Here is a 13803-nt window from a genome sequence, read left to right as displayed (position 1 = left end):
TCCATGGTGGATTTGCGGCCCTTTAGCGCTGGCAGCGGCGACCTTTATCGGCCAAACTAGCAAGTTCCGCTGGCCGGCGAGCTCTTCGCAAGGATTGGCGGCCGGACAAAGATCATCAACATCGTCGCTGCGGCAGGTGCCGTGGTCGCAGGAGTGGATATGCAAGTTTCGCTCGAATCGCTGGGCTCGCTGGAACGCCGACTGACCTTCAGCCTCCCGGCCGAGAATCTGGAAAACCAGGTCGGCGGCCGCCTGCGCGAAATCGCGCGCGGCGCCAAGATCAAGGGCTTCCGCCCGGGCAAGGTGCCGACCAAGGTCATCGAGCAGCGCTTCGGCGCCCAGGTCCGCGCCGAAATCCTCGATGGGATGCTGCGCGAAAGCTTCAGTAACGCCGTGCGTGAAGAAAAGCTGCAGATCGCGGGCAACCCGCGCATCGAGCCGGCGGTGGAAAGCGGCGAGACGCTTTCGTACATCGCCACCTTCGAAGTCGTGCCGGATTTCGGCGACATCGACGTCGGCAAGCTGGAGATCACCCGCCACACCGCGGAAGTGACCGACACCGACATCGACGCGATGATCGAAAACCTGCGCCTGCAGCGCCGCACCCTGACCACGGTCGAGCGTCCGGCGCAGGAAGGCGACGTGGTCGAAGTGGAAACCTGGACCGAAGTGGACGGCGTGCGTCTGCCGGCCGAGGGCGCCGAGTACGGCAGCACCCAGATCGGCTCGGGCGCGATGTTCAAGCCGCTGGAAGACGCCATGGTCGGCGTCAAGGCCGGCGAAGAGAAGATCGCCGAAGTCGAGTTCCCGGCCGATTGGCGCGCCGCTGAAGTCGCCGGCAAGAAAGCCAACGTGCACCTCAAGCTCAACCACGTCTCCGAGCCGGTCCTGCCGGACGTGGACGATGCCTTCATCAAGAGCTTCGGCGTGAAGAGCGGCGATGTCGAGCAGTTCCGCAACGACATCCGCACCAACCTGGAGCGCGAGCTCAAGGGCGCGCTGATGACCCGCCTGCGCCGCGAAGTCGGCGAGCAGCTGGTCAAGGCCTACGAATCGGTGGAAATGCCGCCGAAGCTGGTCGAGAACGAAGCCCGCGACATGGTCTGGCAGACCGTCGAGCAGGCCCGCCGCCAGGGCCGCCAGATCGAAGCGCCGGCCGACGCCCACCTGAACTACATGGACGCCGCCCGCCAGCGCGTGCTGGTCGGCCTGCTGGTCGGCGAGATCGCCCGCCGCAACGAGCTGCGCCTGGAGCCCAAGCGCGTCAACGAGACCCTGCGCCTGATCGCCTCGACCTACGAGGAGCCGCAGCAGGTGATCGACCTGTACCGCAACGACCAGCAGCTGATGGCCGGCCTGCAGAACCGGGTGATGGAAGAGCAGGTGATCGACTGGATCGCCGAGCGCGCCCAGCACACCGAGCAGCCGCTGTCGTTCAGTGAAGCGATCCGCCCGAGCTGACCTTCGCGCGGCCCGCGGCGAAGGCCGCGGGCCGTCGCCGTATGCGGCCCGGACGGCCCGATATGGGGCTGTCCGAATCGGGCGCGCTCAGCGGCTTGACCACATTTAGCAATCGCGCCTCTTGCGCTGCGGTCCGGCCGGCCCCAAGTTGGCCGGACCGCGCTGCGTTAATCAAGCGCACTTCTACGTCAGCCAATAGGTGCCGTTGAACATGGATAACCGAACCAAAGCCCTGAACCTGGTGCCGATGGTGGTCGAGCAGACCAGCCGCGGCGAACGCGCCTACGACATCTATTCGCGCCTGCTCAAAGAGCGCGTGATCTTCCTCGTCGGCGGCGTGGACGACCACGTGGCCAACGTGATCGTCGCCCAGATGCTGTTTCTCGAGGCGGAAAACCCCGAGAAGGACATCAACCTCTACATCAACTCCCCGGGCGGCGTGGTCACCGCCGGCATGGCGATCTACGACACCATGCAGTACATCAAGCCCGACGTGAGCACCATCTGCATCGGCCAGGCCGCCAGCATGGGCGCGCTGCTGCTCGCCGCCGGCGCCAAGGGCAAGCGTCTGGCGCTGCCGAATTCGCGCGTGATGATCCACCAGCCGCTGGGCGGCTTCCAGGGTCAGGCGACCGATATCGACATCCACGCCCGCGAGATCCTGACCCTGCGCCAGCGCCTCAACGAAATCCTGTCCAAGCACACCGGGCAGGCCCTGGAGACCATCGCGCGCGACACCGAGCGCGACAACTTCAAGAGCGCCGAGGCCGCGCGCGATTACGGCCTGATCGACCAGGTGCTGGAACGCCGCCCGGAAGATTCGGTCCAGGCCTCCTGATCGGCGCCGATCAGCGACCGGACATGACACGCAAACCCTTGATAGCGCTGGGGAACCCCGGCGCGACCCATCCTGCGGGGTGGGTCGGGGGCGCTGTGTTATTCTCGGATCGTCATAGCTGAATGAGTGCTGGCGGCGCTTGCCGTCAAGCTCATTTGGGCATATTAAGAACCAAGCTTCACGACTGAGCAGCAACGGACCCCACCAAGCATGACCGACGATCGACAAGGACGCAGCACGGGCGACAGCAACAAGATCCTGTATTGCTCGTTCTGCGGTAAAAGCCAGCACGAAGTCCGCAAGCTGATTGCGGGTCCGAGCGTCTTCATCTGCGATGAGTGCGTCGAGCTTTGCAACGACATCATCCGTGAAGAACTCGAGGAAAAGGCGCAGTCGGCACGCAGTCACCTGCCGAAGCCGCGCGAGATCCTCGAGGTGCTCGACCAGTACGTGATCGGCCAGCTGCGCGCCAAGCGCACGCTAGCTGTGGCCGTGTACAACCACTACAAGCGCATCGAAAGCCGCCAGAAGAACGACGACGTCGAATTGTCGAAGTCGAACATTCTGCTGGTCGGGCCGACCGGTTCGGGCAAGACGCTGCTGGCCGAAACGCTGGCGCGCCTGCTCAACGTGCCGTTCACGATCGCCGACGCCACCACCCTGACCGAAGCCGGTTACGTGGGCGAGGACGTCGAGAACATCATTCAAAAGCTGCTGCAAAAGTGCGACTACGACGTCGAGAAGGCGCAGCAGGGCATCGTCTATATCGATGAAATCGACAAGATTTCGCGCAAGAGCGATAACCCGTCGATCACCCGCGACGTGTCCGGCGAAGGCGTGCAGCAGGCGCTGCTGAAGCTGATCGAAGGCACCATCGCCAGCGTGCCGCCGCAGGGCGGGCGCAAGCATCCGCAGCAGGAATTCCTGCAGGTCGATACGCGCAACATCCTGTTCGTGGTCGGCGGCGCGTTCGCCGGTCTGGACAAGATCATCCAGCAGCGCAGCACCGAGGCCGGCGGCATCGGCTTCGGCGCCAAGGTCAAGAGCAGCGAGCGCAAGATCGACATCGGCAAGATCCTGGCCGAAGTCGAGCCCGAAGACCTGATCAAGTTCGGCCTGATCCCCGAGTTCGTCGGCCGCCTGCCGGTGGTCGCCACGCTCGAGGAACTCGACGAAGCGGCGCTGGTGTCGATCCTGACCGAGCCCAAGAACGCGATCACCAAGCAGTTCCGCAAGTTGTTCGAGATGGAGAGCGTCGAGCTCGAATTCCGTCCCGACGCGCTGGCGGCGATCGCGCGCAAGGCTCTGAAGCGCAAGACCGGCGCGCGCGGCCTGCGCACCATCGTCGAGTCGGTGCTGCTGGATACGATGTACGAACTGCCGTCGCTGGAGAACGTCAGCAAGGTGGTCGTGGACGAGTCGGTGATCGAGCACAAGTCCGAGCCGTATCTGATCTATCAGACGCCGCCGGCGCAGCCCAAGGTCGCTTCGGCCGAGTAAGCCTAAGCCGCAGACGAATCAGAAGCAGACAAACGCCCCGGACCTCCGGGGCGTTTTCGTATGCGCGCGCGTTACGTCTGCCGGCGCCAAAGCCGATACCCATTCCGTGCCTTCAGCCACGCTTATTGCTGCGCTGCAGCTTGTCCCGGCTTTAATCTCATAAATATGATTGATCATACAAATAGAGATTGATCTTCGAGGCATCGCCCGCGCGCAGGCGCAGTCCGGCGATGCGCAACGCAGCAGTGCGAAGCAGGCGGCGCCCGCGCGATGCATGGCGTTCCGCCGCAATACGCAGCAAGTGGTAACGGGTTTCAGTCGGGCTGTCGTGCCCTCGTTGAAGGCATAGCAACGTTCGCAGCGGTTCGGGGTGGAAGGGCATCGGCCCTCTCCACCGCGCGACCCGCGCAGGCGTGGACGGCCCTTTCTCGGATCGAGTCTTGACCGGATATCTAAAGGGCGACCCATGGCAACCGATCACTTTGATGCAACGCATGCGCAGCTCATCGCCGCGCGCTCCGCTTCGTCACGCCGCATCTCGACGCGAGCCGAAGCGCGACGCTGGGCCGCCGGACTGAGCGCGATCGCGCTGTGCGCCGCGATGCTGCCGGCGTCCGCGCAAACCAACGGCGCCGGCCAACGGCCGTATCTGGGCTGGAGCACTTTCAGCCAGCAGACCATCGTCGATGGTTTCCTGACCCAGGACAACATGATCGCGCAGTCCGATGCCTTGGCCCGCTCCGGGCTGACCGCGCACGGCTACCGCTATCTCAACCTGGATTCGGGCTGGACCGGGCCGTACGACGGCTTTGGGCGGGTGACCAGCGGCCTGCGCGACATCAATGCGCTGGTCGCGCATGTTCACCGCAACGGGCAGAAACTCGGTGTGTATTGGGTCCCGGGCGTGCAATTGCCGGCGGTGGAAGCCAACTACCCGATCTTCGGCACGAGCTATCACATTCGCGACATCCTGGCCGAGCCGCACCGGGCCGGCAATGCGTTCGGCAACAGGGACACGACCTCGCCGTATCACTACAAGATCGATTTCTCCAAGCCGGGCGCGCAGGAGTACGTGGACTCGGTCGTCGCGCAGATCGCGTCGTATGGCGTGGATTTCATCAAGCTCGACGGCGTCACGCCGGGTTCGTACAACAACGATCTGGGGATCGACAATCGCGCCGATGTCGAAGCCTGGTCGAAGGCGATCGCGAAGACCGGCCGGCCCATCTGGCTGACCGTGTCGTGGGGATTGCAGCAGGACTATCTGAGCACCTGGCAGCGCTTCTCCAACGCGTGGCGCATCGAGGGCGATGTCGAATGCGAGGGCCGCTGCGCGACCATCACCAACTGGGCGATGGTGGCGCAGCGTTTCTACGACCTGGTCGCCTGGCAAAACGCCGCCGGCCCGGCCGCGGGCTGGAACGACCTGGATTCGCTGGTGGTGCTCAACAGCGCTAATTCCGGCTTGAATCCGGAGGAACGCAAGACCGCGATCGCGTTCTGGGCCCTGGCCAATTCGCCGATGTACCTGGGCGGCGACATGACCACGCTGGACGAAACCGGCCGCCGCTTGCTGAGCAACGACGAAGTCATCGCGGTCAATCAATCCGGCCATCCGGCCAGACAGGCGATCGGCGGCAAGAGTCAGGTATGGGTGTCGGATCAGGGCAACGGCGTCTACTACGTCGGTCTGTTCAATTTGAACGCATTCGCTTCGCCGATGCGCGTGCGCTGGAGCGAGCTGGGCTTCGACAGCGCCTCGCAAGTGCGCGACTTGTGGAGCCGGAGCGAGCTGGCCGGCCATCGCGAAACGTTCGAAGCGATGGTGTCCGCGCACGGCGTGCGCCTGTTGAAAGTGGTCGGCCGCGAGCGCTCGCCGCCGCCGTCGCGGCAAATCTACGAAGCCGAGACCGCCGTGTTGAGCGGATCGGCGCGCACCGACAGCTGCGGCGCGTGCTCGGGCGGGCAGAAGGTCGGTTATCTCGGCCTGGGCGCCGCCAACGCCGTCACCTTCGATCAAGTGCGGGTGGCGCGCGCCGGAACCTATCTGATGCAGGTGGATTCGCTGACCCTGGGCCCCAGGGCCCTGCAGTTCCGCGTCAACGGCGGCGCGGCGACGTCGATGAACCTCGGCGGCAGCAGCTTCGCGCTGCCTTCGTCCACGGCGGTGCCGATGCGGCTGCGCGCCGGCGTCAACAGCATCCGCTTCGACAACCCGACCAGTTATGCCTCGGACCTGGACCGCATCGCGATCGGCGGCGATGGTTTCGCCACGCCGGCCAACTCGCTCACCTACGAGGCTGAGGACGCGCTGATCGGCGGCGTGCGCGGCAAAAATGCGGCGTTCTGCGAAGCCTGCTCGGGATTGTCGAAAGCCGGCAATCTCAGCGGCCAGACCGATGTGCTGTTCGACCAAGTCGCAGTGGCCGAATCCAGGACCTACCGGATGCAGATCGATTTCCTGACCAAAGAGCCGCGTTCGTTCGTGGTCAATGTCAACGGCGGCGCCGATCGCCGGCTCGATCTGACCGGCAGCAGTTGGGATCTGCCGTACAGCACGGTGATCGAGGTGCCGTTGAAGGCCGGCGTCAACACGATTCGCTTCCGCAGCGCGAACGGCGGTTTCGCGCCGGATCTGGACAGCATCGTGATCGATACCGGCCGGGGCGCCGGCCGGGCCGGTTACTGAGGCCCGCGTAGCGAGATCGATAGAAGAAGGCCGGGCGCCGCGCGTCCGGCCTTCTTTCATTTTCGGCGCCGGATGGCGCAAGACCATTGGCCAATTGCGCCGGAGCGGGCGAGGCGATTGAGTAGCACTGGACGCTGCGGCGGTTCCGCAGTCCGCCGATCCGGCCTCAGCCTCATGTGGCGGCTCAGGCGGCGGCTGGCCGCCCGCCGCCGGACCTGGCGACAGGGCGGGCCGGCCCAGCTGAATGAGGGGCCTGCAGCCGCGGTTCCGGTACTTGCACCCGCTTGCGTTGTATAGCTCGATGGGCTCGCGCAATCGCCGCATATCCGGGGCGTCCGGGATGTGGATCCATGACCGCGGGACGCTTTGTCCCAGTCTCGAATTTGTGTCGTAAGCTAGTGATTTCGAAGGTGTTTTTCAGGTTTTTGCGAGCGACCCGGCAGCCTTTGCTTGCGCTCCCGGGCCGGCACCCCCATAACGGGAGCCTGGACGCTCCAGCGTCCTCACCCCACGCTTGTCGAGACCTACGATGACTGAGTCTTCCGCCGAATCCATGACCCTGCCGGTGCTGCCGCTGCGCGATGTGGTCGTGTTCCCGCACATGGTGATCCCGCTGTTCGTGGGGCGCGACAAATCCATTCGCGCGCTCGATCAGGCCATGGAATCCGATAAGCGCATCCTGTTGGTCGCGCAGAAGTCCGCCGAGACCGACGACCCGGGCGCGGAGGATCTCTACGAGATCGGCACGCTCGCCCAGGTGCTGCAATTGCTCAAGCTGCCCGACGGCACCATCAAGGTGCTGGTCGAAGGCGTCTCGCGCGTCAGCGTCAGCGACGTGCTGGAGCGCGACGGCGCGCTGTCGGGCCAGGCCGTGGTGGTCGAGCCGATCGTCGATCGCGAAGAACGCGAAGTCGAAGCGATCGCGCGCTCGCTGATGGGCCTGTTCGAGCAGTACGTCAAGACCAACCGCAAGCTGCCGCCGGAATTGATGCAGACCCTGGCCGGCATCGACGAACCCGGCCGCCTGGCCGACACCGTCGCCGCCCACCTGGGCGTGCGCATCGGCGACAAGCAGAAGCTGCTCGAAACCCATGCGATCGGTACCCGCCTGGAACAACTGGTCGGGCTGGTCGATGGCGAGATCGATGTGCAGCAGCTGGAAAAGCGCATCCGCGGCCGGGTCAAGTCGCAGATGGAGAAGAGCCAGCGCGAGTACTACCTCAACGAGCAGATGAAGGCGATTCAGAAGGAGCTCGGCGAAATCGACGATGCGCCCAACGACATCGACGAACTCGCGCGCAAGATCGCCGAAGCCGGCATGCCCAAGCCGGTGGAGACCAAGGCCAAGGCCGAGCTCAACAAGCTCAAGCAGATGTCGCCGATGTCGGCCGAGGCCGCGGTCGTGCGCAACTATCTGGACTGGCTGCTCGGCGTGCCGTGGAAGAAGCGCAGCAAGATCCGCAAGGACCTCAAGGCCGCGCAGGACGTGCTCGACGCGGATCACTTCGGCCTGGAGAAGGTCAAGGAACGCATCCTCGAATACCTCGCCGTGCAGACGCGCGTGAAAAACATGAAGGGCGCGATCCTGTGCCTGGTCGGCCCGCCCGGCGTGGGCAAGACCTCGCTGGGCCAGTCCATCGCCAAGGCCACCAATCGCAAGTTCGTGCGCATGTCGCTGGGCGGCGTGCGCGATGAGGCCGAGATTCGCGGCCACCGCCGTACTTACGTGGGTTCGATGCCGGGCCGCATCGTGCAGAACCTCAACAAGATCGGCACCAAGAACCCGCTGTTCGTGCTCGACGAAATCGACAAGATGTCGATGGACTTCCGCGGCGATCCGTCCTCGGCGTTGCTGGAAGTGCTCGACCCGGAGCAGAACAACTCGTTCAACGATCACTATCTGGAAGTCGATCTCGACCTCAGCGAAGTGATGTTCGTCGCCACCTCCAACTCGCTCAATATTCCCGGCCCGTTGCTGGACCGCATGGAAGTGATCCGCATCCCGGGTTACACCGAGGAAGAGAAGCTCAACATCGCCATGCGCTATCTGCTGCCCAAGCAGATCAAGAACAACGGCCTGAAAGTCGAGGAAATCAAGATCGCCGAATCGGCGGTGCGCGACATCGTGCGCTACTACACGCGCGAATCGGGCGTGCGTAACCTGGAACGCGAAATCTCCAAGATCTGCCGCAAGGTGGTGAAGGAAATCGCGCTCGCCGGTCCCAAGGTCAAGAAGGGCAAGGACAGTGCGCTCAGCATCAGCTCGAAGAATCTCGAGAAGTACCTGGGCGTGCGTCGCTTCGATTTCGGCCGCGCCGAAGAGCAGAACGAAATCGGCCTGGTCACCGGCCTGGCCTGGACCGAAGTCGGCGGCGACTTGCTGCAGGTCGAAGCCACGCTGGTGCCGGGCAAGGGCCAGCTGATCCTCACCGGCCAGCTCGGCGACGTGATGAAGGAATCGGCGTCGGCGGCGTTGTCGGTGGTGCGCGCGCGCGCGCAGACGCTGGGTATCGATGTCGAGTTCCTGCAGAAGCACGACGTGCACGTGCACGTGCCCGAAGGCGCGACGCCGAAGGACGGCCCGAGCGCCGGCATCGGCATGGCGACCGCGCTGGTGTCGATGCTGACCAAGAATCCGGTCAAGGCCGATGTGGCGATGACCGGCGAGATCACCTTGCGCGGCCGCGTGTTGCCGATCGGCGGCTTGAAAGAGAAGTTGCTGGCCGCGCTGCGCGGCGGCATCCGCACCGTGATCATTCCCGAAGAGAACCGCAAGGATCTGGCCGATCTGCCCAAGAGCGTGACCCAGGGCCTGAAGATCGTGCCGGCGCGCTGGATCGACGAAGTGCTCGATCTCGCGCTTGAACGTCCTATCGCGCCCACTCCGGCCTCCGGCGAAGGCGAACTTCCGGTTCGAGAAAGCGGCAAGACCAATCCGCAGCCCGACGTCAAGCACTGAGTCGGGCCGCTGGTCGGGCAGATCGAATGGGGACGCAAAAAACCTCTGAAAGCCGCGCCACAGCTAGCTTTCAAGCTTGCGCCCCCAAAATGCCGCTGGTATAACGAGCGCAACCGCGCTGCATCAATGCACAACAAAACTGTTGCGCGGCACACTTGATCGAAACGCTCGCCTCCTGCGGCGACCGTTTCGATTCTCAGAACACGCGGTCACACCGCACAGGGAGTCAAAAAAATAATGAACAAGGCCGAACTCGTAGGCGCCGTCGCCGAAACCGCCGAGCTGTCGAAGACCGACGCTACCGCCGCCGTCGATGCGCTGATCGACGTCGTCACCAAGGCGCTCAAGAAGGGCGACACAGTCACGCTCGTAGGCTTCGGCACCTTCCAGGTGCGCAAGCGCGCCGCCCGCCAGGGCCGTAACCCGAAGACCGGCGAAACGATCAAGATCGCGGCCTCGAAGAATCCCTCCTTCAAGGCTGGCAAGGCGCTGAAGGATGCTGTAAACTGAGTAACTCGACGGCGGTGCAGGGCATCGCCGAACGGAACCCAAAGCAGTAGGCCCAAATCATTCGGGTGCTTAGCTCAGCGGTAGAGCGTCTCCTTTACACGGAGAGGGTCGGGGGTTCGAAACCCTCAGCACCCACCAGGCTGGCTGGTCTTTCTGCCGAAGCGTTCCCCGCAAGGCGGTTCGCGGTAAGAGTCGGGTTCCCGGTTACAAGCGTTTAGCGGTAAAAGTTTCAAAGCATGCGGAGTGGTAGTTCAGTCGGTTAGAATGCTGGCCTGTCACGCCGGAGGTCGCGGGTTCGAGTCCCGTCCACTCCGCCAGTTTTGCCAAGGGCGCCGTTTATACGGCGCCTTTGTTTTTATATAAGTGAGGGGCTTCGATTTTGTCGCGATGCGGCAATTAAGGATCGAAGGCCTTGAAAGTTTCAAAGCGCGGAGTGGTAGTTCAGTCGGTTAGAATGCTGGCCTGTCACGCCGGAGGTCGCGGGTTCGAGTCCCGTCCACTCCGCCAGTTTTACCGAAGGCATCGGCAACGATGCCTTCGTTTTGTTCGGGGCGTCCCAGATGGGGCGCCCTTTTTCTTTGGGGCCGCCGGTGCCCCGGGCAGGGCGGGTGGGGCTGGCGAGGGGGCTTGAGGCCCGGGGCGGCGCGCCTTCGTCCAGATTCGGCCGGTGCCGCGTGCGGTCTGTTGGAACCGCGCTAAACTGTCCGGCTTACGACTTAACGCGACCCGGACATGCTGCAGACCCTACGCGACAAGACCTCGGGCTGGATCGCCACCGTGATCCTCGGCCTGTTGATCATTCCCTTCGCCTTCGTCGGCATCGAGCAATACCTCGTGCAGCGCGTGGACAACGCCGTGGCGCGCATCGAGATCGCGCCGACCTGGTGGCGCACCGCGCCGACGTGGTGGCCGGCGTCCATGCTGTGGCGCAAGGAATCGATCGACGCGGGCGAATTCAGCGAGCGCTTCCAGCGCGAACGCGATCGCCGTCGCGCGCAGCAAGGCGAAGCCTTCGACGCGCGCGAGTTCGAAAAGCCCGAAAGCAAGCGTGAAGTGCTCGATCAGCTGATCGATGAGCGCGTGCGCAAGCTCGCCGCGGAAATCGATGGTCTTGCGGTCAGCGATGCGCTGGTGGTCAAGACCATCCAGAGCGTGCCCGACTTCCAGGACAGCAACGGCAAGTTCAGCCAGGAGCGCTACATCCTCGGCCTGCAGATGCGTCAGCCGCAGCAGACGCCGACGCAGTTCGAGCAGTTCGTGCGCGATCGGCTGATGGAAACCCTGCTGACCGGCGGCATCGGCGAAAGCAGCTTTCTGACTCACAGCGAGATCGATCGCCTGGTCAAGCTGATGGGCGAAAAGCGCGACGTCAGCCTGGTGATGATGCCGGCGCCGCCGGCCGACACCGGCGAAGTCGCCGCCGCCGACATCCAGAAGTGGTACGACAGCCACGCGAAGGATTTCCGCGCGCCGGAAAGCGTCAATATCGAATACGTCGAACTCATCGGCGCGAGCCTGCCGCCGCCGGGTCCGCCCAGCGAGGAAGCGCTGCGCAAGCGTTACGACGACGAAAAGAACCGCTTCCTCGCCGCTGAACAGCGCCAGATCTCGCACATCCAGATCAACGTGCCGGCCGGCGCCGATGCGGCCGCGCAGAAGGCCGCCGAAGACAAGGCCAAGCAGATCGCCGCGCAGGCCAAGGCGCCGGGCGCCGACTTCGCCGCGCTGGCCCGCGCCAACAGCGACGACCTGGGTTCCAAGGCCACCGGCGGCGACCTGGGCTGGATGGGCAAGGGCGCGATTCCCGGCCCGTTCGACGATGCCGCCTTCGCGCTGCAGTCCGGCCAGATCAGCAATCCGGTCAAGGACGACAGCGGTTGGCACGTGATCTGGGTGCGCGAAATCAAGAGCGGCCAGCAGCAGTCGTTCGAGCAGGTGCGCGAGACGCTGGTGCGCGAGGAATCCGAAACCAGCCGCGAGCGCGCCTTCAACGACTTCTCGGCCAAGCTGGTCGATCGCGTCTACAAGAACCCGACCACGCTGGCCGAACCGGCCAAGGCGATGAACCTGCCGGTGCTCAAGCTGGACGGTCTGACCCGCAACGCCGCGGCCAACACCGGTATCGGCGCCAACGCCGCGGTGATCCGCGCCGCGTTCTCCGATGCGCGCATCCAGGACAACACGGTCAGCGATCCGATCGATATCGGCCAGGATCACAGCGTGCTGATCCGCGTGCTCGCGCACACCCCTGAGCGCGCGCAGCCGCTGGCTCAGGTGCGCGACAAGGTGATCGCCGCGGTGCGCGCCGATCGCGGCGCCAAGGCCGCCGAGAAGGAAGCCGACGCGCTGATCGCGCGCATCAACGGCGGCGAAACCATCGCCGCGGTAGCCGCGTCCAAGCAGCTGCCGGCGCCGGAAACGCTGCCGGGCGTGAGCCGCGGCATGCCGCTGCCGACGCCGGAAGTCAGCGAAGCGATCTTCGCCCTGAAGGCTCCGGCCGCGGGCAAGGTGACGGCCGGCAAGGCCAAGCTCGACGACGGCCGCGTGGTGCTGTTCGCGCTCAACAAGGTGGTGCCGGGCAACAAGTCGGATATCCCCGCGGCGCAGATGGATATGCTGCGCACGCAGATCGCGCAGATGGGCGGTTTCGAGGAAAGCCGCGAGCTGACCTCGGCGCTGCGCAAGCGCGTGCAGATCAAGGTGATCGAAGAGAATCTGCGCTGAGCGCAGGCAGGCATTGAATAACCGCGCGCCGTTGAGGATGACGGCGGTCGCGGGCATCGGGCGATCTTCCCGGCAGCTTGGGAAGATCCGCCGCGAAGCGTTCCAACGACGCTTCGCGATGCCCGCTACGCGCTCAAGGAGATAAGGCGTGGTCAGCGGCGATGGCTTGGGTTACGTCTTTTTCTCGGTGCAGGGCCTGTGCGTGCTGGGCGCCTTGCTGCTGGTCTGGCACCGCTTTCGTCCCTTGCCCCGATGGGCCGCCGCGTTGGGTATCGCGCGCTGGCTGATCGTCGCGATCGGCGGATTGGCGGCCGGTTGGGTGGTGCATCTGGCGATTTCGGCCGCGGACTCATGGGCGCGCTTGATGGCTTACGCCGCTGCGCTGGCTTTTTCGCCGGCGATCGTTTCGGCGCTGGTCGCGCTGGTCTTCAGGCCGCGGCGCTGAGGACGGCGTAGCCGGCCGGTTGGTTCCAGTGCGGCACGGATTCGCAAAGGAGAGGCCCGGCATTCGTCGGGCCTTTTCATGTTCGGCCGGATGCCGTGTTCGCCGGCCCGGCCTCGCGGTCGGCGGCGCGATCGCGGCGGCTTGGCTACCATGGACGCATGAAGAGCAAACTCATCGCCGTCGGCGAACGCGCGCCGCGCTGGGTCGCGGAGGGCTTCGGCGAATACCAGAAGCGGTTGTCGCACTGGCTGCCGCTGGAGCTGATCGAAATCGAACCCGGACTGCGCGGCAAAGGCCGCGACGCGGTGCGCGCGACCCAGGACGAAGGCGCGCGCGTGCTCGCCGCCTTGCCGAAGAATGCCTGCGTGGTCGCGCTGGAAGGACGCGGGCGTTTGTGGACCTCCGAGCAACTGGCGCAGCGCCTGGAGCATTGGCGCGGGCAGGGACGCGATCTGGCGTTTCTGATCGGCGGTCCGGAAGGCCATGCGCCCGAAGTGCTGGCGCGCGCCGATGAGCAATGGTCGCTGGGGCCGCTGACCTTGCCGCACATGCTGGTGCGATTGGTCGCGGCCGAGCAGTTGTATCGGGCCGCGGCGCTGTTGGCCAATCATCCGTATCACCGGGCCTGATCGGCGGCTTGCGCGTTTTCGCGCGGCGTTAAAAAAGCCCGGGCCTGA

10 protein-coding genes and 3 tRNA genes are annotated in these 13803 nt (G+C 64.8%); 12 read left to right on the top strand and 1 reads right to left on the bottom strand.

The window, feature by feature from the left end:
• Positions 1-159: 159 nt before the first annotated feature.
• From tig to clpX, 3 genes are all read left to right on the top strand, one after another.
• Positions 160-1461, top strand: a complete 1302-nt coding sequence (gene tig, locus AB4Y92_RS04800) for a trigger factor (protein WP_441818607.1) — start codon at positions 160-162, stop codon at positions 1459-1461.
• 211 nt (positions 1462-1672) lie between these two features.
• Positions 1673-2299, top strand: coding sequence for an ATP-dependent Clp endopeptidase proteolytic subunit ClpP (clpP, locus tag AB4Y92_RS04795; RefSeq protein ID WP_057945515.1), 627 nt, complete (start codon positions 1673-1675; stop codon positions 2297-2299).
• 210 nt (positions 2300-2509) lie between these two features.
• A complete protein-coding gene (gene clpX / locus AB4Y92_RS04790) occupies positions 2510-3799 on the top strand; it encodes an ATP-dependent Clp protease ATP-binding subunit ClpX (protein WP_057943585.1) in 1290 nt (429 codons plus the stop codon).
• 157 nt (positions 3800-3956) lie between these two features.
• On the opposite strand, the gene AB4Y92_RS04785 is transcribed toward clpX, so the two are convergent.
• A complete protein-coding gene (locus tag AB4Y92_RS04785; RefSeq protein ID WP_441818606.1) occupies positions 3957-4181 on the bottom strand; it encodes a hypothetical protein in 225 nt (74 codons plus the stop codon).
• Positions 4182-4265: 84 nt separating this feature from the next.
• Between AB4Y92_RS04785 and AB4Y92_RS04780 the strand changes: the two genes are divergently transcribed.
• From AB4Y92_RS04780 to rlmH, 9 genes are all read left to right on the top strand, one after another.
• The gene (locus AB4Y92_RS04780; RefSeq protein ID WP_441818605.1) at positions 4266-6488 is read left to right on the top strand and encodes an alpha-galactosidase D; all 2223 of its coding nucleotides are present in this window, start codon (positions 4266-4268) and stop codon (positions 6486-6488) included.
• A gap of 529 nt (positions 6489-7017) precedes the next feature.
• Positions 7018-9447 carry an endopeptidase La gene (gene lon, locus AB4Y92_RS04775; protein WP_441818604.1) on the top strand — a complete coding sequence of 810 codons (2430 nt, stop codon included), beginning with the start codon at positions 7018-7020 and terminating at the stop codon, positions 9445-9447.
• Between the two features lie 237 nt (positions 9448-9684).
• Entirely contained in the window at positions 9685-9957 is a 273-nt protein-coding gene (locus tag AB4Y92_RS04770; RefSeq protein ID WP_057943583.1) for an HU family DNA-binding protein, read from the top strand.
• A 63-nt stretch (positions 9958-10020) separates the two neighbouring features.
• Positions 10021-10095, top strand: a tRNA-Val gene (locus AB4Y92_RS04765).
• 102 nt (positions 10096-10197) lie between these two features.
• Positions 10198-10274 (top strand) — tRNA-Asp (locus AB4Y92_RS04760).
• A 113-nt stretch (positions 10275-10387) separates the two neighbouring features.
• Positions 10388-10464: transfer RNA gene (locus AB4Y92_RS04755), tRNA-Asp, on the top strand.
• A 225-nt stretch (positions 10465-10689) separates the two neighbouring features.
• Complete coding sequence (locus AB4Y92_RS04750; RefSeq protein WP_441818603.1) at positions 10690-12681, top strand: peptidyl-prolyl cis-trans isomerase; 1992 nt, start codon at positions 10690-10692, stop codon at positions 12679-12681.
• A gap of 148 nt (positions 12682-12829) precedes the next feature.
• Entirely contained in the window at positions 12830-13126 is a 297-nt protein-coding gene (locus AB4Y92_RS04745; protein WP_441818602.1) for a hypothetical protein, read from the top strand.
• A 158-nt stretch (positions 13127-13284) separates the two neighbouring features.
• Complete coding sequence (gene rlmH / locus AB4Y92_RS04740) at positions 13285-13755, top strand: 23S rRNA (pseudouridine(1915)-N(3))-methyltransferase RlmH (RefSeq protein WP_441818601.1); 471 nt, start codon at positions 13285-13287, stop codon at positions 13753-13755.
• Positions 13756-13803: the final 48 nt, after the last annotated feature.

It is taken from the genome of Lysobacter sp. TAB13, from assembly GCF_052113885.1.
GTDB lineage: Bacteria > Pseudomonadota > Gammaproteobacteria > Xanthomonadales > Xanthomonadaceae > Lysobacter > Lysobacter gummosus.
The sequence above is the reverse complement of the archived record's forward strand: the minus strand, read 5'-3'. Positions and strand labels throughout refer to the sequence as shown.

What these genes read in the sequence shown, in the direction of transcription:
- tig (WP_441818607.1), top strand. Translation starts at nt 160, where the DNA reads ATGCAAGTTTCGCTCGAATCGCTGGGCTCGCTGGAACGCCGACTGACC.
- clpP (WP_057945515.1), top strand. Translation starts at nt 1,673, where the DNA reads ATGGATAACCGAACCAAAGCCCTGAACCTGGTGCCGATGGTGGTCGAG.
- clpX (WP_057943585.1), top strand. Translation starts at nt 2,510, where the DNA reads ATGACCGACGATCGACAAGGACGCAGCACGGGCGACAGCAACAAGATC.
- AB4Y92_RS04785 (WP_441818606.1), bottom strand. Translation starts at nt 4,181, where the DNA reads ATGCCCTTCCACCCCGAACCGCTGCGAACGTTGCTATGCCTTCAACGA.
- AB4Y92_RS04780 (WP_441818605.1), top strand. Translation starts at nt 4,266, where the DNA reads ATGGCAACCGATCACTTTGATGCAACGCATGCGCAGCTCATCGCCGCG.
- lon (WP_441818604.1), top strand. Translation starts at nt 7,018, where the DNA reads ATGACTGAGTCTTCCGCCGAATCCATGACCCTGCCGGTGCTGCCGCTG.
- AB4Y92_RS04770 (WP_057943583.1), top strand. Translation starts at nt 9,685, where the DNA reads ATGAACAAGGCCGAACTCGTAGGCGCCGTCGCCGAAACCGCCGAGCTG.
- AB4Y92_RS04750 (WP_441818603.1), top strand. Translation starts at nt 10,690, where the DNA reads ATGCTGCAGACCCTACGCGACAAGACCTCGGGCTGGATCGCCACCGTG.
- rlmH (WP_441818601.1), top strand. Translation starts at nt 13,285, where the DNA reads ATGAAGAGCAAACTCATCGCCGTCGGCGAACGCGCGCCGCGCTGGGTC.